The sequence below is a fragment of the Streptomyces albireticuli genome, assembly GCF_021228125.1.
In the GTDB taxonomy this organism is placed as follows: Bacteria; Actinomycetota; Actinomycetes; order Streptomycetales; family Streptomycetaceae; genus Streptomyces; species Streptomyces albireticuli.
This window is the reverse complement of sequence record NZ_JAJQQS010000003.1, coordinates 627,148-645,488: the sequence shown is the minus strand read 5'-3', so window position 1 is coordinate 645,488 and position 18,341 is coordinate 627,148. Positions and strand designations below refer to the sequence as shown.

Genomic DNA, 18,341 nt, shown 5'->3' with positions numbered 1-18,341 from the left:
AAGGGGGCCGTCCTCATCGGCAGAGGTCGCACTTCTCGCGCTTGCGGTCGGTCACGGAGGCGAGGCGCCGGTAGCCGGCGAGGAGATGCGTACAGCAGTTCTCCACCGTGAACCGGGCGGCGTCGGCGCGTGCCCGCCCGGTGACGCGACCGTTGTCGTCGAGGGCCGCGCGGAGGGAGGTGACGAGTGCGCCGGGGTCGCCGGGCCGGAAGAGGTAGGCGTTGTGACCGTCGGAGAGGATGCTGGTGATGCCTCCGCTGGAGGGGTTGACCACGGGGATTCCGGAAGCCATCGCCTCGACGACGGTGCAGCCGAAGGTCTCGTAGGGGCAGGCCGTGCAGAAGGCGTCGCAGGAGGCGTAGAGGGCGCTGCGGTCGGCGCCTCGGACGAAGCCGAGGAGGTGGATCCGGGGTGAGGCCGCGGCCAGCCGGGTGATCCGGGCGGTGATGTCGGGCGGGCCGTCACCGGCGATGAAGAGCGAGAGGTCCTCGTTGCCGGGCAGGGAGCTCAGCCGGAGAAATGCCTCGATGACGAGGTCCAGGCGCTTCTCACGGGCGAGCCGGCCCAGGTAGAGCACGCGTTTGCCGCGGCCGTCGTAACGAGGCGCGAGCTTGGTCAGCACGGCGGGGTCGGCACGGTCGGCGCCGAAGGAGCCGATGTCGACGCTGTCGAAGGGGACCTGCTCGATCCGTACGTCGCTGAGGCCCCTCAGGGTGTCCGCAGCGTACGGGGTGGCGCAGATGGCGGTGTCGAAGTGGCGGTAGACGTACCGCATGACGGGCGGGAACAGCGCGGTCGCCAGATGACGCCAGACCGGATAGCTCCGGGCGAAGTTGAAGTGGTCGCCTTGGTACTGGGCCACGTAGGGCACGCCGTGCCGCCGCGCGTAGGCGTGCCCCGGCAGCCCCCACGAGCCGAACACGAAGGACCGTTCGGGGTCGATGACCACCACCAGGTCCGGCGCGATCCTCTCCAGCGCGGTGTCGATCTGCGCGAGTGCGGACCGGCGCGGGACGGGCAGCATCGGGTAGGGCAGCCACGGCTTGGCGTCGTAGGGGAACAGCTCCAGGCCCGACGTGCCCGCCCCGCCCGGAAGGCGACCGTCGGGGGATCCGGGGACCAGTAAGCACAGCCGTACGTCCGGCTGCGAGGCGAACCACCGGGCCCGCTCCACATTTCCCAGCGAGATGCCGCTGACCTCGGGCGGAAAGCTTGCGGTGATCCAGGCCACGGTCATCGGGGCTGATTCGGCACGCGAAGGCAACTGAACGACCTCTCCATCGGAATGAGGGCTCTCCATGGGGAAAGTGACAGCGGTCGATGAAACCCGGATGAATCCCGGAGCCCGGCGGGGGTGACGACCTGCCCGCCGGTCCGGCCGTCAAACCCCGGGCGACCGGCCACCGGGTCCACCGGGCCGCGCCCTGTCCCCCGGCCGGTCGGGGGACGCCCGCCGGAGGACCTCCGAAGGCCCGGCCGGTCCCCCGCCCGCCCGACACCGCCGGGCGGTGAGGTCGGCGACGGTGGAGACGTTCCCGCCGCGGTGGCCGCCCGGCCGCCCGCCCTTCGGAGCGGGTCCGGCGGACGGAACGCGGCACACCACCGATGTCGACGAAAGGACGTCGATTCCCATGCACACCACACTCGTCACGGCGGGCTCCGCGCTCGCGCTGTGCGGCGCCCTGGCGTTCGCGCCGGTCGCCACGGCCGCCGGGGGCTCCGGCGGGTCCGGGTCACCGTCCGGCGGGTCCGGCCAGGGGCCGCTCGTCGGCGCCGCCAGGATCAGCGTCAGCCCGAGCGAGGCCCGTACCGGGCAGACGGTGAACATCAGCGGCTCGTGCGCCCCGTACCCGGGGGCCACCGTGAAGTCGGTCTCCTCCCGGGCCGGCGCCGTCACGCTCACCCGCACCGACCCCCAGCACATCCAGGGCCGGCTGCACATCACCGCGCGGCCGGGCACGTACCCGGTGAAGCTGGTCTGCAGCAACGGAACCGCCGGTACGACCCTCAAGGTCGACCCCGCGGCCCCCGCTCCGCGCCCCCGCCCGGGCGGCACCACTCCGGCGCACCAGGCGTCCGGGGCCTCCCTCCGGCAGCACAGCGCCGCGCCGTCCCACGAGACGGCCAAGATTCCCAAGGGTGCTCCGCGCACCGGGGAGAGCACGGGTGGCACCGTCAACGACGACATGATCCTGGCGGGTTGCGGAGTCGTCGCCGTCGCCGCGGCCGCCCTGGCCCTGTCCCGGCAGCGCGCCGGGGACAAGGGGAAGGAGAACAGGTGAGCGCATCCGTCACCCCGTGTCCCCCGGGCCGTCGGCCACGGGGGACACGGCCGTGCGGCCGGCAACGGGAGACGAGCCCCCAGGCGGGGGCTCGTCTCCCGTCATCGGCCGCACGAGCCGTCCGGGCGCCTACGTGCGCGCCCTCGGTGTCACTTCAGGACCAGCAGCGCCGCGAGCGCGGGCCCGAGCGCTCCGCCCAGCTGGTAGCAGAGGACGAACAGGCCGATCGCCGTGGGGCGCTGGTGGCCGGGGGCGTCCTTGGCGGCGCGGACGGACAGGACCGCGTTGCTGCCGGTGGAGACGAGGACGGCGACCGTGGCGGTGACCAGGAGCAGGGGGCCCCAGGTGGCGAAGGCCGCGGTGAGGGGGGCGAGGGCGCCGAGGGTGATCAGGACGGTGAGGACCGTGCGGTGTCCCAGGCGTCCGGCGGAGGCGGCCAGCAGCCAGGACAGGGCCGAGCCGATGAGCAGGGCGACGAGCTGCCCGGTGCCGATGGCGTCGGTGCTCCAGGTCGTGCGCTGGGCGATCAGCCGCGGCAGGCTGAAGAGGAGGGCGAAGTAGGAGGTCGAGAAGGCGCAGGCGAGGAGCGCGGACCCGATGAAGGCGGGCGAGCGCAGGAGGACGGCGGGGACGAAGCCGTCCGGGCGCCGCCGGGCGTGGAGCACGAGCGGGACGGCGACGACCAGGGCGGCGAGCGCGGCGGTGAGCGGGGCGGTGGGGATGAGGACGAGGGCGGAGGCCAGGGCGACGACGAGGCCGGCTCCGGTGGCGTCGAAGGTCGTGGTGGCGGGCGGGGTCCGGCGGGTGTGACGCCAGACCATGGGGACCGCGAGGAGCGAGACGGCGGACAGCGTGAGGGCCAGGCGCCAGGAGACGGCGTCCGCGAGGAGCGAGCCGAGCAGGGGGCCGGAGGCGCCGAGCACGCCGAATCCGGCGGTGATGACTCCCATGCGCCGGGTGGAGCCGGCGAGGTTCATGGCGACGGCGACCAGGCCCGCGCCGCCGACGGCCTGGACGGCCCGTCCGGTGAGGGCGAGGGGCAGCCAGGGGGCGGTGGCGACGACGGCGGTCCCGGTGGCGACGGCCGCCGCGCTGACGAGGAGTGCCGGGCGCAGGCCGCGCTGTCTGATCAGCCCGGCGCACAGCGGTGAGCCGACGGTCATCGCCCAGGCGAAGACGGTGACCAGCCAGGTGGCGGTGGACGTGGGGACCCCGAGGGAGCGGGCCATGCCGGGCAGGATCAGCACGGGGGCGTTGGCGCCCATGGCGATGGGGGTCGCGAGCAGGGCCAGCCAGAGGACCGGCACCAAACCGGCCGCCGCCTTGGCGGTGCGGGGTGGTGCGGAGGCGGTGGTGGGGGCGGCGACCAGCTGAGCGGACATGGGAGCCTCCTCTTCTCAAGGTTGATAATTTCAACGTTGAGATAAAAGCACCCGAGTCGTTCAACGTCAAGTGTTTCAATGTTGAGATATCATCGTCGGGACGACGTCGGACCGGCCGGAGGAGAGCGATGAGCGGCGACGCAGCGGGCGAGAACACCGAGCGGGACGCGGTCGACGAGATCGTCGGACAGTGGCTCGTGGAGCGCCCCGACCTGGCGGACGACCTGTGGCCGGTGCATGTCTTCGGCCGTCTACAGCGGCTGGGCGCGGCCTTGGACAAGCGGTTCCGGGCGTTCGCGGCCGAGCGCGGCCTGGAGCTGGGCGAGTTCGACGTCCTCACCACGCTGCAGCGGTCCGGCCCGCCCTACGAGCTGACCGCCGGCGCCTTCCGCAAGGCGGCGATGGTGACGTCGGGCGCCATCACCAACCGCATCGACCGCATGGAGGCCAAGGGCCTGGTCGAGCGGGTGCGGGACACGGCGGACCGGCGCTCCGTGAAGATCCGGCTCACCGAGCGGGGCCGCGAGCTCACCCGCGCGTACATGGCCGACCACCTCGCCCACGAGGCCCGCATGCTGGAGCGCTTCGACCGCGCCGAGACCGAGGAGCTCGCGGACCTGATGCGCCGGCTCCTCGTGTCCTTCGGGGACACCACCATCAAGTGACGGGCCCGGCCCCGGAGACGGGACCCGGACCGGTGCCGGGGCCGATCCCGGCGCCGGCCCCGCCCACCGCGTCCAGCCGGGCCCGGCACGCGGTCACGACCGCCGGGGCGACCTCGGTCATATAGGCCCGCCAGCCGACGTGGACGTTCACCTCACAGATCGTGAAACCCCCGTCCGGCTCGAAGAGCAGGTCCACCCCGGCGACACCGAGTCCCAGCGCCTCGGCGGCCCGTACGGCGAGCTCCTCCCCCGCCGGGTAGCGGCCCGGGCACAGCTCGGCCGTACCGCCCAGCGCCAGGTTCGATCTCAGGTCGCCGTCGGCGGCCGAGCGGACCTGCGCCGCGACGGCCCGCCCGTCGACCACGACCACGCGCAGGTCCCGCCCGTGGGAGTGCGCGACGTACCGCTGGAACACATACGGCGAGTCGTCCTTCAGGCTGCCCTGGACGGCGCGCAGCATCGCGGCGTCGGGCGCCAGGAAGACCTGCCGCCCCTGCTGGCCGCGCACCGCCTTCACCACGCACGGCTCGGGCACCCCGGCGTCGATCACCTTCGCCAGGGGGGCGTCGGCGTAGCTGCGGGTGTCGGGGACCGGCAGGCCGGCGACCGCGAGCTGCTGGAGGTGCCAGAACTTGTTGACACAGGCCAGCACGGCGCCGGTCGGGTTGAGCAGGACCGTGCCCATCGCCTCCAGGTGGCGCAGCAGCGTGATCTCCCGGTCGGTGCTCAGCAGGGCGCTGCTCATCCGGGCGTAGGCGACGGCCGGCGCGGCCAGCGGCGCACCGTCGAGGTCGTGCAGGGTCAGCCGTCCGCCGTGCACGCCCAGGAGGAGTTCGTCCGTGTGGACGACCTTGTAACGACCGGTCAGGAGCCGTTCGCAGGCGTCGGTCAGCTCCCCGACGATCCGCCGTCCGGCCAGCCCCGTACCGACGACCAGCCAGAACTCCGCGGCCGGCCCGCCGGCCCCGTCCGTCACCGCCTCGGCTGCGGACAATGCCGTCTCCTCTCGGTTCCTGCGACGCGGTCGGTCTCCCGGCCCCCTCCGGCCCGGGGGGGGCGGCCGTGAGCCTACCGGGGAGCGGCACCGTCCGGGTCCGGTGGCAGTGGTCCGGCCGGGCACCCGGCCCGGCACGGTGCGAGGCTTGCGGCATGCACTCCACGCACCACACCGCCCGCGTCCTTGTCGTCGACGACGACCCGACCGTCTCCGAGGTCGTGGCCGGATACCTCGACCGGGCCGGCTTCGCGGTCGACCGCGTCGCCGACGGACCCGCCGCCCTGGAGCGCGCCGCCGCGTTCCCGCCCGACCTGGTGGTCCTCGATCTGATGCTGCCGGGCATGGACGGCCTGGAGGTCTGCCGCAGGCTCCGCGCGGACGGCCCCGTACCGGTCATCATGCTGACGGCGCGCGGCGACGAGGACGATCGTGTCCTGGGGCTGGAGGTCGGCGCGGACGACTACGTGACCAAGCCCTTCAGCCCCCGCGAGCTGGTGCTGCGCGTCACGTCCGTGCTGCGCCGCGCGCGGACGCGGGCGACGGTCGCGGCCTCCGGTCCCGCCGCGGCGGCCCCGCTGCGCGTGAGCGGGATCGGGCTCGACCCCGTGGCCCGGCGCGCCACCAAGGACGGCACCGAACTCGGCCTCACCCTGCGGGAATTCGACCTCCTGGCGTTCCTCATGCGGCACCCCGGGCGGGCGTGCGGCCGCGAGGAGCTGATGCGCGAGGTGTGGGGGTGGGAGTTCGGTGACGTGTCGACGGTGACCGTGCACGTACGGCGGCTGCGCGCCAAGGTCGAGGACGATCCCGCGCGGCCCCGGCTGATCCGGACGGTCTGGGGCGTGGGCTACCGCTTCGACACGGACGGGGACACCCCCGAAGGAACGGCCGGGAACCCGGACGCGAGCGGGACCACCTCTCCCGGGAGCGGGGACCGCGATGCGTGACGTCCTGCTGATCGCCCTGTTCTCCTTCCTGGGCGCCGCCGCGGCCGGACTGCTGGGCGCCCTCGCGCTGCGCGCCCTGCGCCACCGCTCGGTGGCCGTGGCCCTGACCGTGGTGGCGGCCGTGTCCGTGACCGCGATGCTGGCGGGCACACTGGCCGTGGCCCGGGCGATGTTCCTCTCCTCGCACGACCTGAAGGTCGTGACCACGGTCTGCGCGACGGCCGCCGTGGTCTCCCTCGCCACCGCGCTGCTGCTCGGCCGGTGGGTGGTGGCCCGCAGCGAAGCCCTGACCCTCGCCGCACGCTCCTTCGGCGACGACGGCAGCTTCGCGGCGCCCGCCGGTGACGCGACGGCGGAGCTGGCCGCGCTCGGCCGCGAGCTCGCGGCGACGAGCGGGAAGCTCGCGCGGTCACGGGAGCGGGAGCGGGCGCTGGAGGCGTCCCGGCGCGAGCTCGTCGCCTGGATCTCGCACGACCTGCGGACCCCGCTGGCCGGGCTGCGCGCGATGGCTGAGGCGCTGGAGGACGGGGTCGCCGAGGATCCCCGGCGCTACTTCCGGCAGATCGGCGCGGAGGTCGGCCGGATCGACTCCATGGTCGGGGACCTCTTCGAGCTCTCCCGCATCCACGCGGGGGTGCTGGCGCTCCACCCCAGCCGGATGTCGGTGTACGACCTGGTGGGCGACGCCCTCGCCGGCGCGGGGCCGCTGGCGCGCGAGCACGGGGTCCGGCTGGTCGGCGACCGGGTGGACCCCGTCCCGGTCGAGGTGGACGGCAAGGAGATGACGCGCGTACTCGGCAACCTCCTCGTCAACGCGATCCGGCGCACCCCGGCCGACGGCACGGTCGCCGTGGCCGCGCGCCGCGACGCGGACACCGTCGTCCTGTCCGTGACGGACGGCTGCGGCGGCATCCCGGAGGAGGACCTGCCGCGTGTCTTCGACACCGGCTGGCGCGGTTCCCAGGCGCGGACGCCCCCGGCGGGGGCGGGGCTGGGCCTGGCGATCGTCCGTGGCATCGTCGAGGCCCACGCGGGCCGCGCGGCGGTCCGGAACGTGCCGGGAGGCTGCCGCTTCGAGGTCGTGCTGCCGGCGGCCTCGCCGTGACGGACGACCGGGCGTCCCGGGTGCCCGCCCCCTGACCCGTCGGCCACCCCTCGGTGACCGAGGTGCGCGAGGCCCCCGGCCGCTCGTTCGCGGTGGCCGCCACCGGCCGTTCCTCTCTCCCCCCGGTCCGGGCCGCAGCACCGTTCCGCCGCCCCAAGGCCCCTGACAACCGCCGGAGTTCACCTGAACGTAGGGCACAGGACCTGCCCACCACCCCCGTTCGGGTGAGCACCGCATGCGCGCCCCGGGGGCTGGGCAGCCCTCGGGGCGACCGGCCGGCGAACCTCCCGCCGACGCCGGCTCTCCCGCACCGGAAGGAACTTCGCATGCGCCGCTTCGTCGCAGTCGTCCTCGGGGTCGCCGCCTGGTTCGGGGTGTGCGCCTCCCCCACCACCGGCCACGACCAGCCCTTTCCCGGGCGCGCGACCGGCGGGAACGACACGGCCGCCCGCCCCCGCTGACCTACCGGGCCACCGACGACGAGGGCAACGATGCGGAGGCCCCGCATCCGCATTGACACGACAGCAGGCACATGACTCTAATGGGCGCGTGTCCGCGTGGCGCCGGCCGAAGAGCAGTGGGCGGGCCGGCGATCGGGCGAGACACCTTTCCTCAAAGGGTCTTCCCATGAGTTCTCACTTCACAGGCAGCGCCTGACCGCACAGCGCCGCCGCGTGCCCTTCTTTCGCACGCCGCCGCGCCCGGGCGCGCCCCGACGCGCTCCTCAGCCCTCACCTTCACCGCGATCGTCGCGGATCGCGCACCTGCTCCGGAGAGCCCGCACCGTCATGCCCATATCGTTCAACCAGTCCGTCATCGAGGAGTTCCGGGCCCACGGAGGAAAGGTCGGCGGCCCCTTCGAAGGCGGCGACCTCCTCCTGCTGACCACCACCGGCGCGAAGTCGGGCGCCTCGCACACCACTCCCCTCGGCTACGTCCGCCACGACGGGCTCCTGCTGGTCATCGGCTCCAACCTCGGCGCGCCCCGCCATCCCGCCTGGTACCACAACCTGCTCGCCCACCCCCTGGTACGGGTGGAGCTGGGCACCGAGGAGTTCGAAGCGGTCGCCGTCCCCGCCGAGGGCACCCGGCGCGACCGGCTGTTCGCGCACGTCGCCCGGGCCGAGCCGGGCTACGCCGGCTACCAGGAGCGGACGTCCCGCCTCCTGCCCGTCGTGGCGCTGGAGCGCGCCGAGCACGCGGACGCGGGAGGCCCCCGGGAGATCGTCAGCCTCGCCGACAAGGTCCTGGAGGTCCATACCTGGCTGCGCGCGCAGCTGAAGCACGTGCTCGCCGAGACCGACGCGCATCTCGCGGCGGTCGCCGCCCACCGGGGCCCCGGCGAACCGCCCGCGCCCGGGCTGGGCATGCAGATCAGACAGCACTGCCTGGCGTTCTGCGGGACCTTGACGTTCCATCACACGGGCGAGGACGCCCATGTCTTCCCCGCGCTCGCGGAACACCACCCCCGGCTGCGTGACGCCCTCGACCGGCTACGGGAAGAGCACCGGACGGTCGCGCGCGTCAAGGACGAGCTGCTGGCGCTGCTGGGGGACATCGGGGCGGCGGACCCGGTCCGGTTCCGGGCCGAGCTGGGGCGGATGGTGGACGAGCTGACGGCGCATCTGGACCACGAGGAGGCGTGGCTGCTCCCGGTGCTGGCCGCGGTGCCGTTCCCGCCGGGGGCGGCGGCCTAGGGGGCCGGGCGGGTCCTCCACCCGCCGCCCCTTCCCGCCGTACGACGGAGGGGCCACGCCCTCGCCATGGCCCGGCCCCTCCGTCGTACGCGTCCCGCGTCAGCCCTTGGGCGCCGCCGCCGACGTGCGCGCCGCCCAGCGCTGTTCGACCTTGCCGAAGCGCCAGTACGCCAGCGCCGCGGCCCACACCACGACGAACAGGCCGACGATCACGAAGCCGACGTTGTCGAGGTTCAGCCCGGCGATCCAGCCGGTCAGCCCGTCGTCGAGGCCGAGCTTCTCGTGCAGGACGCTCACCAGCTCGATGGTGCCGATGAGGAAGGCGACGGCGATCGACAGCCCGGTGATGGTGAGGTTGTAGTAGACCTTGCGGACGGGGTTGGAGAACGCCCACTGGTAGGCGAAGTTCATGAACGTGCCGTCGAGGGTGTCGAAGAGGCTCATGCCCGCGGCGAACAGCAGCGGCAGGCACAGGATCGCGTACCAGGGCAGGCCGGCCGCGGCCCCGCTGCCCGCCATCACCATGAGGGTGACCTCGGTGGCGGTGTCGAAGCCGAGGCCGAAGAGGAAGCCCAGCGGGTACATCTGGCCGGGGCGGGTGATGGAGCGGGTGAAGCGGCCGAGCACACGGTTCATAAAGCCGCGGGAGTCGAGGTGGCGCTCCAGCTCCCGCTCGTCGTAACGGCCCTCGCGCATGGCACGGAAGATGCGCAGGATACCCGCGAGGGCGACGAGGTTGAGGGCGGCGATGAGGTAGAGGAAGCCGCCGGAGACGGTGGTGCCGACCACGCCGAGGGTCTGATGGGTGGTGGACTCCTCGTTGAGGAGGGTCCCCGCGACCTGGGTGCCGCCCGCGACCAGGGCCGCCATGGCGACCACGACGCTGGAGTGGCCGAGCGCGAACCAGAAGCCGACCGAGACCGGGCGCTTGCCGTCGGCCATCAGCTTGCGGGTGGTGTTGTCGATGGCGGCGATGTGGTCGGCGTCGAAGGCGTGCCGCATGCCGAGGGTGTAGGCGGTGATGCCGAGGCCGACCCCGTAGACCTTGGAGCCGACGGCGTAGTGGTTCGGGACGACGAGCAGGTAGAGCACGCCGAACGCGACGACGTGCAGGGCGGCGATCACCGCCAGCAGGCCGGCGGTGCGTACGGTGTCCTGGCGGCGCCAGCGGAAAGCGGGCAGCGCGCCGCCCGGGGCGTCGGCGCGGGTGGCGCCGGGGGCGTCGGTGGGCAGGGTCATCGGGGGTGAACGCTCCAAGCACCTCGTGGATCATTGCGTGAGATGCCGTGGCCGGTCTCCTGGCTTACGGGTTCGCGCGCGCCCGCCCCTGCCTTCCCGGCCGCGGGCTGCGGCCAGTGGCTCCACGCGCCGTGGCGGCGCGCGGAACGGAACGGGAACTCCCCGATCACAGTGGCGAGGGCCGCTCCGGACTCGGGCCACGAGGGCCTGTCACCGGTCTTCCCGAACACCACGGCCGGGCCACCATAGCGCTCCGGCCGACGCTTGTGGCAAGGATGTGGCAGTTGCCATAGATGTGCAATAAGCGCCTCGGGCCGCCCCCGGGGACACCCCGGAAAGCACCCGCGAGGTCACTCCCGAGGCCCCGTCAGGGCGTGCCCGCCGAAGCCCCGGCCGCCGTCGGCCGCCGCGCTCCACCAGGCGTCGACGGCCTCCTGGTCCATGGCCGCCCAGTCGGGGGTCGCCTGCACCTGCGCCCTGCCGAGCAGGCGGCCGACGTCGACCACGGCCCGGCCGGTGGGCGACCGTTCGGCGTCGTAGGCGCGGACCGCGGCGTCCAGGTCCGGCGCCTCGCGCAGCACACGCTCCAGCACCGCGGCGTCCTGGAGGGCCTTGACGGCGCCGCTTCCGGAGTGCGGGCGGGCGACGGCGGCCGCGTCCCCGGCGAGGACGAGCCGGCCCTCGCCGTAGTGCGGCACGGCCAGGTCGTAGATCGGCTGGACGTACGTCCCGGAGCGCGGGGTGCGCCGGACGACCTCCTGCCAGTACGGCGGGAAGTACCGCTCGACGACCGCCGCGTGGTGGGCGACGAGCTCCTCGGTGACCGTGCCGGCGGGCACACTGGTGGGGTCCCGGAGGGCAGGGCCGACGGAGGCGGGCGGCGCGGTGTAGAAGACCCAGTTCGCGGAGGTGCCCCGGCCGCCCGGGCCGGGAATGCGGTAGACGATCATATGGCCGCCCGGGAAGACGACGGTCGCGGCGTCGTGCTCGGGCCAGGCGTCGCGGGGGCCGGGCAGCAGTTCCACCGGCAGGGTGCCGCGCCAGGCCAGATAGCCGGCGTACACGGGCACGGTGGCCGCGCGGGTCGCGGCCCGGACGGCCGAGCGGTAGCCGTCGGCGCCGACGACCAGGTCGAAGCGCTCGGTGCGCCCGTCGGCGAACCGCAGCGCGGCGCCGTCCGGTCCCGGCAGCACCCGCTCGACGGCCGCGCCTCGGACATAGCCGACGGCGTCGGGCAGCCCCGCCCGCAACTCCCGCCAGAGCGATCCCCAGTTGTACGAGCGGAAGGGGAACGGCAGCACGCCCACCGCCCGCCCGGCGGGCGCGTCGCCGTCCCGCACGATCCAGGGGCGCCGGGTCAGCCGCCGCCAGGGCACGTCGGGCCCCAGGTGCCCGGCCGCCGCCAGCTCGGCGTAGCGGTCGTCGTGGACGGCGAGGCCGACGCCCCGGTCCTGGAGACCGCCGGCCGCCCGCTCGTACACCACGACCTCGTCCGCGCCGGCCCGCGCCGCGGCGAGCGCGGTGGCGCACCCCGCGATCGACCCGCCGACGACGGCCACCCGTGCTCCGCGCATGTCCGCTCCTTACGTCCCGACCCATGATTCCCGCGTTCGCCCGCGCTCCCCCGGGCCCGGAACCTACACTGCGCCGTCCGGGCGGTGGCAGCACGCCCGGGACGGTTCACCGACGTCCAGGTCATGGACGCTTCCGGCACGCCGGTGCTACCAGTGCAGTGGGTACGGCACCGTCCGGCGCGAGAAAGGGCTGACCGCCATGGCAGACACGGGACAACGGCCGGAGCCGCGGGTCGGGTTCGTACGCCGCATCGGGCTCTTCCAGGCCACCGCGCTCAACATGAGCCAGATGTGCGGCATCGGGCCGTTCGTCACCATCCCGCTGATGGTGGCGGCCTTCGGCGGTCCGCAGGCCGTCATCGGGTTCGTCGCGGGCGCGGTGCTGGCCCTCGCCGACGGGCTGATCTGGGCCGAGCTGGGCGCCTCGCTGCCGGGGGCGGGCGGCAGCTACGTCTATCTGCGGCAGGCGTTCCAGTACCGGACCGGCAGGCTGATGCCGTTCCTGTTCGTCTGGACGGCGATGCTCTTCATCCCGCTGGGCATGTCCACCGGGATCATCGGTTTCGTGCAGTACCTCGGCTACCTCTGGCCGGACATGGGGCAGACCCGAGGTGACCTGGTCGGGCTGGCCGTCATCGCGGTGATCCTCGCGGTGCTGTGGCGGCGGGTGGAGAACATCGCGAAGATCACGGTGGTGCTGTGGTGCGTGATGATCGCGTCCGTGGTGCTCGTCATCACCGCGGCCTTCACCCACTTCAGCCCCGACCGGGCGTTCACCTACCCCGCGCACGCGTTCGAGCTGACCACCAATCACTTCTGGATCGGCTTCGCGGCGGGCCTGACCATCGGCATCTACGACTACCTCGGCTACAACACCGCGGCCTATATGGGCGCCGAGATCAAGAACCCGGGGCGCACCCTGCCACGCGCCATCGTGTTCTCCATCCTCGGCATCATGGCGATCTACCTGCTGCTCCAGATCGGCACCCTGGGCGTCATCGACTGGAAGCAGATGCTCGACCCGGACTCCACGGCCTCCTCCTCGGTGGCCTCCGCGGTGCTGGAGAAGTCCTGGGGCGAGGGCGCGGCGAAGACCGTCACGGTGCTGATCCTCGTCACGGCCGTGGCGTCGGTGCTGGCCGGTCTGCTCGGCGGGTCCCGGGTGCCCTACGACGCCGCGCGGGACAAGGTCTTCTTCGGCTCCTTCGGCAAGCTGCACCCACGGCACCGCTTCCCGGTCCTCGGCCTGGCGTCGATGGGCGCCGTCACCGCCGTCGGCTTTCTGATCGGCCGTCATACGGATCTGGCGACGCTGATCCAGTTGCTGACCACGGTGATGGTGATCGTGCAGGCCCTGGCACAGGTGCTGGCCGTGACGGTGCTGCGCCGCCGTCAGCCGGCGCTGCGGCGCCCGTACCGCATGTGGCTCTATCCGCTGCCCAGCTTCGTGGCGCTGGTGGGCTGGCTGGTGATCTACGGCTACGCGGACAAGAACTCGCCCGGCCGGCACCCCATCGAATGGTCGCTGGCATGGGTCGCGGCGGGCTGTGTGGCGTTCCTGCTGTGGGCGCGGTACGAGAAGGTGTGGCCCTTCGGGCCGCGGGAGATCTCGGAGGAGTATCTGGAGGCCGCTGATCCGGATGTGGACCCGGACGGGGACCTGGACACCGGGCCGGACGTGGACCCGGACGGGGATCCGGGCCCCGCGAGCGGTGACGGGACCGGGCCCGGGGCCGGTCCGCGCGGCGGTCCCGGTGGTGACCCCGATGACGCGGCGCCCGCGCCGGTCTGACCCTGGATCACCCGCGGTGCCCGTTTTCCGGCCCGGGCACCGGTGACCGGTCCGAACGGGTGATAGAACTTGCATCCATGCCTGTGAGCCCCTCCCCCTCGTCGCCCCATCCCCCGCAGTCCTCGCACACCCGGGCGGCGCCGCCGCGCAGGCTGCTGTGGCACCACCTCATATTCGGGCTCTGGTTCCGCCCGGTCGAAGTGCTCGACGAGGCGCGGGACCGGAGCGTCTGGGGGGCCGCCACCTTCCTGTGCCTGCTCTGCGGGACGCTGGGGACGCTGGGCAACGACTCCTTCCGGGAGGGCTGGCGGGTAGGCCCCGGGCAGGCCCTGGAGGCGATGGCCCTCGCCGACGGGGTGCTGCTCCTCGCGAGCCTGCTGCTGGGGGTGGCCACCCAGGCCATCGCGCGCCGGCTCGGCGGCAACGGCAAGTTCGGCCCGACGGTCACCCTGTTCGTGGTGATCTTCTGGGCGACGGACCTGCCCCGGCTGGCGCTCGACGCGTGTCTGCCGGGCGACTCCTACGCGGTGCGGGCCGCCGCCTGGATCACCTCGGCCTTCGGCTACGCCTTCGCCGCGCTGCTGATACGGGGCCAGCACCACCTGCCGACGCACAAGGCGGTGGCCGCGGTGAGCGTGCAGATGCTGGCGGCGGTGGCCCTGCTGAAGTTCCCGGCCGGCGGATCCTGAGCTCCGCACCCGCTCTTCGGCGGGCGGCGCCGAGGGCGGGGCCCTCGAAGTCGAAGGCCCGCCCGGTGCGACGGGGGATGCACACCGGGCGGGCTCGAGGACATTTCTACCGCATCAACGATGGGTTATGCATCAAAAATCTGTTCGGCTTTGCTTAATTCCAACGAACAGGCAGCGAAATCAAGCCACGCGCCCGTATCGAGGGCCGCCACTCCAGCTCCTCGCGTGGCACATCGAGCGTCAGCCCCGGGAACCGCTCGAGCAGCGCTGCCAGCGCGATTTCCGTCTCCATCCTGGCCAGCGGCGCGCCGAGGCAGTAGTGGATGCCGTGCCCCAGCCCGAGATGCCCCTTTCGCTCGCGGTCCGGATCCAGCCGTTCCGGATCGTCGAAGTGACGAGGATCACGGTTGGCGGAGGCCACCGCGAGCAGCACCGTCTCCCCAGCGGGCACGGTCACACCGCCGATCTCGACGTCTTCCAGCGGAAAGCGGCGGATCGCCAGCGGCGCGGGCCCGTCCCAGCGGTTGAACTCGTCGAACGCGGCCCCCATTCCGTCCGGATCCATGCGCAACTGACGCATCAGCTCCGGATGGTCCAGGAGCGCCAGGACGGCGTTGGCGATGAGGTGGACGGTGTTCTCGTAGCCCGCGAAGAGGATCAGGAAGGCGAGCGAGGTCAGCTCGTCCTCCGAGAGCCGGTCGTCGCCCTCGCCGTCTCCGTCCCGGACCGCGATCAGGTCCGAGAGCAGGTCGTCAGCGGGCGCGGCGCGCTTGGCCGCGATCAGCTCGGTGAAGAAGCGCAGCAGCTCGCCTATGGCCTCCTTCATCAGGTGGGGGCGCTTCGGGTCGGGCGCGATCATCGCGTCCGTCCAGGCCCGGAAGTCCTTCCGGGCCTCCTGCGGCACCCCCAGCAGGTCACAGATGACCGTGATGGGCAGCGGGCCCGCGTAGGCGGCGAGCAGATCGGCGCGGCCGTCGGCCTCCACGGCGTCGAGGAGCGCGTCGGCCGTCCGCCGCACCGGCTCCCGGAGCTTCTCCGTCCGGCCGGGGGTGAACGCCTTGACGACCAGCCGCCGCACCCGTGTGTGGTCCGGCGGATCCATGTTCAGCAGGTTCGAGTCGAGGGCGGGCGGCAGCGAGAAGCCGCTGTAGTTCTCCCGCTTGGCGTGGGACTTGTCCAGGGACAGCCGGGGGTCGGCGAGACCCGCGCGGACGTCCTCGTAGCGGGTGACCAGCCACGCGGGCCGGCCGTCCGGGCCCGTGAAGCGGTGGACCGGGCCGGCCTCGCGGAGCCGGGCGTAGGTGCCGTACGGGTCGCTGACCAGCGTGGCGAGGTCGAAGGGCGCGGAGGCGCCGGGCAGGGCGGAGTTCTGCATGGAACCCGACTCTAGACAGGGGCGGGGGTGCCGGGCACCGGAGGGTGACACGCACGGGCGGCGCCGGGTCCGTATGGTGACGGACCCGGCGCCGGCCTGTGGCGCAGGCGGCCTTGACCCCCGTCCATGGCCGCCTCGTCTGTGGGCCGCGCGCCGTCAGGGACGGCTCGCCGCGCTGATCTCCCGTAGGTCGGTGAGGACCGCGTCGACCAGCGGGTCGTGGTAGACGTCCGCGACGCGGGCCAGGTGTTCGTGTTCCTCGGCCGGGTCCGCGCTGACGGTCACCACCACGCTGTCGGCGTGGGGGGCCGGCACATGCCCGGTGATCTGGTTCGCGAGGCCCCGGCGCAGGGCGGCGGCCTCGACGACCGCGGCGGTGCGCCGCTCGTCCAGGCCGGCGGCGCCCGCCTTCTCCCGGGCGAGGTCCAGCGCCAGCGGCTCGACATGGCGGCGGATGCCGCGCTGGATGTCGCGGATCTCCGCCATCCGGCGGTTGGCGCGCCACTCCAGGTCCGCGAAGGGCCAGCGGGCCGACCAGCGGTTCTCGTCGATGGTGACCTCGGGGGCATGCGCGGTGACGGACCGCCAGAGCGGGTCCAGCCGGCGCAGCCGCCGCCAGGCGGAGACCCGGGGGCCGGCCGCGGGCAGCGAGAAGCCGAGCAGCACCAGCAGCGCGGCCACCGAGGCGCTCATCGGCGCCACGCCGTTGGACAGCCAGTAGAGCTCGTTGCCGGTCCAGGACAGGACGAAGCCGACCAGCTTGCACAGGCAGTACAGCAGGCCGAGCCAGCAGCCCGCGGCCAGCGTGCGCAGGCCCTTGGCGAGCCATGAGCGGCCGAGCCGGGCGGCGTAGCGCGGGCACAGGGCGCCGAGCCCCGCGAGGCTCGTCCCGAAGATGGCCAGATACAGCACCAGGAAGGCGACCACTCCGGGCGCGTCGGCGTAGGCGGTGCTGAAGTCGCGGGGGTGCTCCACATCGTCCGGACGGCCGACGGCGAAGCAGACGACGGCCGTGAGCCAGGCGACGCCCACCACCGCGATCGCGAACCTCGCCCGGGCGGCGGCGCGGGCCTCGGCGGCCGCGTCGCCCCGGCTGGTCCAGCGCAGGAGCAGCACGGTGGCGCCGGACGCGAACAGCACCACGGCCGAGTAGAGGAAGACCATGGCCAGGTTGGCCACGCCGGTCAGGCGGTCGAAGGCGCGGTAGACGCTGGGCGCGGAGAAGAGGAAGACGATGGGCACGCCGGAGGTCATCAGGGCCGTGAGGCCCAGGTCGACGTTGCCGCGGTCGCGGAACCAGGCGCGGGCCTTGTAACCGACGATGCACCAGGTGATCGCGGAGAAGGTGAGGTAGAGGGCGTCAAACATCGGCGCCTCCCTCCCTCAGCTGACGGCGCACGTGCTGGAGCGCGGGGCCGAGGGACGCGGCGAGCGCGGCGGCCTCGCCCTCCAGCGGGGTCTCCTGACCCGGCGGCGGGGGCACGACCTTCTCCATCAGGAGGGTGCCGAGGATCTCGGTCTCGCGTTCGGTGAGGTTGTCGTAGCAGTGGTGGCGGGCGAGGCCCATGGTCAGGCCCATGCGGCGCATGGCGGTGGCCACGTCGACCGACGGCGTCCAGACCTTGAGGGCGTCCTCGGTGACGGCCGGGTCCTGGTCGTGGCCGAGCAGGAGGTGGCCGATCTCGTGCAGGACGATGTGGACCTGGTGCCAGGGCGAGGTCTTCTGCTCGTAGATGACCCAGAAGGAGTCGTCGGTGGTGGCCGTCATGCCCGAGACCACGCCGTTCAGGCTCATCGGGACGAGGCGGATGGGACGGCCCACACGGCCCGCGACGATGTCGCACAGGCCCTGGAGATCCGTGGACGCGGGCAGCGCGAGCTCATGGATGAGCTGCTTGCACCGGCGCCGTATGCGCCCCACTCGCATCCCTGCACCGTCCTCGTCCTCGGTACGCCGCCAGTACGTGAAGAGCCGGTCATCCGCCGTGACGGTCACGAGCGCTCCTCAGCACCCGCGTCGGGCGGGTCGGCCGGAAGGTTCATCTGCTGCCGGAACTGGGCGATGATCGTGTTGAGGCTGTCCTGGACCTCGGGCGGCAGCCCCACGGAGCGCAGGGCGATGGCCCGGACCCGCTGGTCCCGCATGGCGACGAGGAAGCGGACCTCCTCCTCCACCCGCTCGGCCTGCGAGGCCGAGAGGTCGCCCATCAGATAGCCCACGGGCACGGCGAAGAACTTCGCCAGCGCGCGCAGCACGTCCGGGCTGGGGTTGGCACGGCGGCCGTTGCGGAGCATCGACAGATACTGCTCGGTGAGCTTGACCCCGCCGTACTCCTCGGTGCCGCGGCAGATCTCCTCCGCCACGTGCGCGTTGGTGTACGGGGCGCCGGGCGGGTGCATGTTCGCGAACAGGTAGTTGAGCCGCGCCGCGAGCGGGCTGCCCGCCTCGCCCGCCGACCTGTCGCCCCCGGTTGCCATCCGCTCCGTCCTCACGAGCTTGTTTCCGCGATCTTCCCCACGTCACCTCACGGCCAGTTAAGAAGAACCCGGCCGCGGAGAGCATCCTGTCACGGGAGGAAGCCCTCGCACTAGTCCGT

At 73.2% G+C, this 18,341-nt stretch carries 17 protein-coding genes and 1 riboswitch; of the genes, 8 read left to right on the top strand and 9 right to left on the bottom strand.

Annotated features, from left to right (window positions below):
• Positions 1-13: 13 nt before the first annotated feature.
• Positions 14-1,237, bottom strand: coding sequence for a glycosyltransferase (locus LUZ64_RS07275; RefSeq protein ID WP_170116848.1), 1,224 nt, complete (start codon positions 1,235-1,237; stop codon positions 14-16).
• A gap of 394 nt (positions 1,238-1,631) precedes the next feature.
• Here LUZ64_RS07275 and LUZ64_RS07270 point away from each other — a divergent pair, with 394 nt between their 5' ends.
• Positions 1,632-2,282 (top strand): hypothetical protein, encoded by a 651-nt coding sequence (locus tag LUZ64_RS07270; RefSeq protein WP_095582981.1) that lies wholly within the window; start codon positions 1,632-1,634, stop codon positions 2,280-2,282.
• Between the two features lie 149 nt (positions 2,283-2,431).
• Here LUZ64_RS07270 and LUZ64_RS07265 read toward each other — a convergent pair whose 3' ends face one another.
• On the bottom strand, positions 2,432-3,664 hold the full coding sequence (locus LUZ64_RS07265; protein ID WP_095582980.1) for an MFS transporter: 1,233 nt from the start codon (positions 3,662-3,664) through the stop codon (positions 2,432-2,434).
• 128 nt (positions 3,665-3,792) lie between these two features.
• On the opposite strand from LUZ64_RS07265, the gene LUZ64_RS07260 reads away from it, so the two are divergent.
• Entirely contained in the window at positions 3,793-4,329 is a 537-nt protein-coding gene (locus LUZ64_RS07260) for a MarR family winged helix-turn-helix transcriptional regulator (protein WP_095582979.1), read from the top strand.
• On the opposite strand, the gene LUZ64_RS07255 is transcribed toward LUZ64_RS07260, so the two are convergent.
• Complete coding sequence (locus tag LUZ64_RS07255; RefSeq protein WP_095582978.1) at positions 4,322-5,323, bottom strand: RimK family alpha-L-glutamate ligase; 1,002 nt, start codon at positions 5,321-5,323, stop codon at positions 4,322-4,324. The genes LUZ64_RS07260 and LUZ64_RS07255 overlap by 8 nt on opposite strands.
• Positions 5,324-5,478: 155 nt before the next feature.
• Here LUZ64_RS07255 and LUZ64_RS07250 point away from each other — a divergent pair, with 155 nt between their 5' ends.
• The 4 genes from LUZ64_RS07250 (at position 5,479) to LUZ64_RS07240 (ending at position 9,075) form a co-directional block, all read left to right on the top strand.
• Positions 5,479-6,273, top strand: coding sequence for a response regulator transcription factor (locus LUZ64_RS07250; RefSeq protein ID WP_095582977.1), 795 nt, complete (start codon positions 5,479-5,481; stop codon positions 6,271-6,273).
• Positions 6,266-7,378, top strand: a complete 1,113-nt coding sequence (locus LUZ64_RS07245) for a sensor histidine kinase (RefSeq protein ID WP_095582976.1) — start codon at positions 6,266-6,268, stop codon at positions 7,376-7,378. The genes LUZ64_RS07250 and LUZ64_RS07245 overlap by 8 nt, the downstream gene beginning before the upstream one ends.
• A 326-nt stretch (positions 7,379-7,704) precedes the next feature.
• Positions 7,705-7,839, top strand: a complete 135-nt coding sequence (locus tag LUZ64_RS37090) for a hypothetical protein (RefSeq protein ID WP_267897195.1) — start codon at positions 7,705-7,707, stop codon at positions 7,837-7,839.
• Positions 7,840-8,166: 327 nt separating this feature from the next.
• Entirely contained in the window at positions 8,167-9,075 is a 909-nt protein-coding gene (locus LUZ64_RS07240; protein ID WP_095582975.1) for a nitroreductase/quinone reductase family protein, read from the top strand.
• Positions 9,076-9,174: 99 nt separating this feature from the next.
• Here LUZ64_RS07240 and nicT read toward each other — a convergent pair whose 3' ends face one another.
• Positions 9,175-10,314, bottom strand: a complete 1,140-nt coding sequence (gene nicT, locus LUZ64_RS07235) for a Nickel transporter NicT (protein ID WP_095582974.1) — start codon at positions 10,312-10,314, stop codon at positions 9,175-9,177.
• Between the two features lie 32 nt (positions 10,315-10,346).
• Positions 10,347-10,563: riboswitch (cobalamin riboswitch) on the bottom strand.
• A 101-nt stretch (positions 10,564-10,664) separates the two neighbouring features.
• Positions 10,665-11,888, bottom strand: coding sequence for an FAD-dependent monooxygenase (locus tag LUZ64_RS07230; protein ID WP_095582973.1), 1,224 nt, complete (start codon positions 11,886-11,888; stop codon positions 10,665-10,667).
• Between the two features lie 199 nt (positions 11,889-12,087).
• Between LUZ64_RS07230 and LUZ64_RS07225 the strand changes: the two genes are divergently transcribed.
• Together LUZ64_RS07225 and LUZ64_RS07220 are read left to right on the top strand one after the other, a co-directional pair.
• On the top strand, positions 12,088-13,680 hold the full coding sequence (locus LUZ64_RS07225) for an APC family permease (protein ID WP_095582972.1): 1,593 nt from the start codon (positions 12,088-12,090) through the stop codon (positions 13,678-13,680).
• A 77-nt stretch (positions 13,681-13,757) separates the two neighbouring features.
• Positions 13,758-14,369 (top strand): YIP1 family protein, encoded by a 612-nt coding sequence (locus tag LUZ64_RS07220; RefSeq protein ID WP_095582971.1) that lies wholly within the window; start codon positions 13,758-13,760, stop codon positions 14,367-14,369.
• Positions 14,370-14,523: 154 nt separating this feature from the next.
• Here the strand turns inward: LUZ64_RS07220 and LUZ64_RS07215 are convergent, their stop codons facing one another.
• From LUZ64_RS07215 to LUZ64_RS07200, 4 genes are all read right to left on the bottom strand, one after another.
• Positions 14,524-15,744 (bottom strand): cytochrome P450 family protein, encoded by a 1,221-nt coding sequence (locus LUZ64_RS07215; protein WP_095582970.1) that lies wholly within the window; start codon positions 15,742-15,744, stop codon positions 14,524-14,526.
• 156 nt (positions 15,745-15,900) lie between these two features.
• Positions 15,901-17,112, bottom strand: coding sequence for an MAB_1171c family putative transporter (locus LUZ64_RS07210; protein ID WP_095582969.1), 1,212 nt, complete (start codon positions 17,110-17,112; stop codon positions 15,901-15,903).
• Positions 17,105-17,740 (bottom strand): hypothetical protein, encoded by a 636-nt coding sequence (locus LUZ64_RS07205; protein ID WP_095582968.1) that lies wholly within the window; start codon positions 17,738-17,740, stop codon positions 17,105-17,107. Before LUZ64_RS07205 ends, LUZ64_RS07210 begins: the two co-directional genes overlap by 8 nt.
• Positions 17,737-18,222 (bottom strand): helix-turn-helix domain-containing protein, encoded by a 486-nt coding sequence (locus LUZ64_RS07200; protein ID WP_095582967.1) that lies wholly within the window; start codon positions 18,220-18,222, stop codon positions 17,737-17,739. Before LUZ64_RS07200 ends, LUZ64_RS07205 begins: the two co-directional genes overlap by 4 nt.
• Positions 18,223-18,341: the final 119 nt, after the last annotated feature.

Excerpts from the sequence above, each read along its gene's own strand:
- LUZ64_RS07210 (WP_095582969.1), bottom strand. The coding sequence starts at position 17,112 with ATGTTTGACGCCCTCTACCTCACCTTCTCCGCGATCACCTGGTGCATC.
- LUZ64_RS07260 (WP_095582979.1), top strand. The coding sequence starts at position 3,793 with ATGAGCGGCGACGCAGCGGGCGAGAACACCGAGCGGGACGCGGTCGAC.
- LUZ64_RS07230 (WP_095582973.1), bottom strand. The coding sequence starts at position 11,888 with ATGCGCGGAGCACGGGTGGCCGTCGTCGGCGGGTCGATCGCGGGGTGC.
- LUZ64_RS07245 (WP_095582976.1), top strand. The coding sequence starts at position 6,266 with ATGCGTGACGTCCTGCTGATCGCCCTGTTCTCCTTCCTGGGCGCCGCC.
- LUZ64_RS07215 (WP_095582970.1), bottom strand. The coding sequence starts at position 15,744 with ATGCAGAACTCCGCCCTGCCCGGCGCCTCCGCGCCCTTCGACCTCGCC.
- LUZ64_RS07225 (WP_095582972.1), top strand. The coding sequence starts at position 12,088 with ATGGCAGACACGGGACAACGGCCGGAGCCGCGGGTCGGGTTCGTACGC.
- LUZ64_RS07265 (WP_095582980.1), bottom strand. The coding sequence starts at position 3,664 with ATGTCCGCTCAGCTGGTCGCCGCCCCCACCACCGCCTCCGCACCACCC.
- LUZ64_RS37090 (WP_267897195.1), top strand. The coding sequence starts at position 7,705 with ATGCGCCGCTTCGTCGCAGTCGTCCTCGGGGTCGCCGCCTGGTTCGGG.
- LUZ64_RS07240 (WP_095582975.1), top strand. The coding sequence starts at position 8,167 with ATGCCCATATCGTTCAACCAGTCCGTCATCGAGGAGTTCCGGGCCCAC.
- LUZ64_RS07220 (WP_095582971.1), top strand. The coding sequence starts at position 13,758 with ATGCCTGTGAGCCCCTCCCCCTCGTCGCCCCATCCCCCGCAGTCCTCG.
- LUZ64_RS07270 (WP_095582981.1), top strand. The coding sequence starts at position 1,632 with ATGCACACCACACTCGTCACGGCGGGCTCCGCGCTCGCGCTGTGCGGC.
- LUZ64_RS07200 (WP_095582967.1), bottom strand. The coding sequence starts at position 18,222 with ATGGCAACCGGGGGCGACAGGTCGGCGGGCGAGGCGGGCAGCCCGCTC.
- LUZ64_RS07250 (WP_095582977.1), top strand. The coding sequence starts at position 5,479 with ATGCACTCCACGCACCACACCGCCCGCGTCCTTGTCGTCGACGACGAC.
- LUZ64_RS07275 (WP_170116848.1), bottom strand. The coding sequence starts at position 1,237 with ATGACCGTGGCCTGGATCACCGCAAGCTTTCCGCCCGAGGTCAGCGGC.
- nicT (WP_095582974.1), bottom strand. The coding sequence starts at position 10,314 with ATGACCCTGCCCACCGACGCCCCCGGCGCCACCCGCGCCGACGCCCCG.